Here is a 1,437-nt window from a genome sequence, read left to right as displayed (position 1 = left end):
CTAGATTCCTTCATGGCCCGTCTCCTTGCAAGTTCGCAACGACCTGACCGCCTGTCGGCCAGGTGCATTGGTGTAGCTCGGCACGCCAACGGCGCGCAACCTACGTCATTGCAGGGGACGGGCCGCCAGATTTCGCGAAGCCATTCTGTCTAGGCATCACAAATACCCAGATTGGCGGCCCATGTATCAATCAGTCCTACAGTTCTGGTTCCACGAGATTGAGCCCGCGCAATGGTGGAAGGTCGATCCAGGCTTCGATAGAGTAATTTCCGAGCGGTTCAGTGCCCTCCATCAGCAAGCCGCATGCGGGGAACTCTTCGAGTGGAGATCAACTCCACGCGGACGTCTAGCTGAAGTACTTGTTCTCGATCAGTTTTCGAGAAACATCTTCCGCAATGATCCCCGCGCTTTTGCGTCAGACGCCTTAGCATTGGTACTTGCACAAGAGGCAGTTTCAGCGAAGGCCGACAATGAGCTTACGCAAGAGGAACGTACTTTCCTCTATATGCCGTATATGCACAGCGAGTCGAAACTGATTCACCTTGTAGCGGAAGAACTATTTCGAAAGTATGCCCCACGAAGCAACCATGAATTCGAACTGCGCCACAAGAAAATCATTGACCGCTTTGGTCGCTATCCTCATCGGAACACAGTGCTCGGGCGAGAATCAACGCCTGAGGAACTCACGTTTCTAACTGAGCCAGGCTCTCGATTCTGACACCACCGTGATGCCTAACCCCTCGCTCAACCGGACCAGCTACGGCAGGCCACCTTGGCCCGTGCTGAGGTACACGGTACATTATCTCAGCCCGGGCCAAGGCGTCCTGCCTCCGCTGGCCGGTTAGCTCGAACGTTAGGCCACACATGAACGACGCCTCCAAGGAACTCTACGTCCTACACCACTTGACGCTCGTCGATATGGAGCGCGTGGCCAGATCCATCCAATACTTGAGCACGGTAACTGACAAGCACATTCGAGAAGCACTATTCAGAGATGCCGTTGTCTGCTATGTGAAGGCATTTTCTAGTAACAATGGAATCAAGGGAAAGCGAGGCCTTCGAATCAGCAATGCCTTCATCCCTTCGGCATTGATTGACGCACATGATCAAATTCTTGACCTTCGAAACAAGTTATTTGCGCACGTTGACCTTGATAATCAGGCCCCAGACGTAAAAGTCGAGATACGGGACGGACGAAAGCACGTGAGTTTCTCAGTCAAAGGATATGAGCGAATCTTCGCCGAGCACTTGGTTCAGCCACTCGGTGTTTTGGCTAATAAAGCACACTCACATTGTATGGAACAACTAAATAGTCCGCTCTGAACAACCCAATTTCAGCGCGTAGACGGTGCCAGCAACGAACGCGGCGCCGGCGTGACGAGCATCAACGCCAGCATAAGTTGGCCGACGAGGGCGCAGTAAAGCACCCGCAGGTGC

At 53.2% G+C, this 1,437-nt stretch carries 2 protein-coding genes; both read left to right on the top strand.

The genetic code is table 11. From position 1 onward, the window contains the following. The first annotated feature begins 181 nt into the window (after positions 1 to 181). Entirely contained in the window at positions 182 to 718 is a 537-nt protein-coding gene (locus tag JMV16_RS21150; RefSeq protein ID WP_201496308.1) for a DUF924 family protein, read from the top strand. 146 nt (positions 719 to 864) lie between these two features. Next, entirely contained in the window at positions 865 to 1,323 is a 459-nt protein-coding gene (locus JMV16_RS21145) for a hypothetical protein (protein ID WP_201496307.1), read from the top strand. The last annotated feature ends 114 nt before the right edge of the window (positions 1,324 to 1,437 follow it).

Origin of the sequence: Rubrivivax sp. A210 (assembly GCF_904426505.1) — a bacterium.
Classification (GTDB): Bacteria; Pseudomonadota; Gammaproteobacteria; order Burkholderiales; family Burkholderiaceae_C; genus Rubrivivax.
This window is presented reverse-complemented; position numbering and strand designations above follow the sequence as displayed.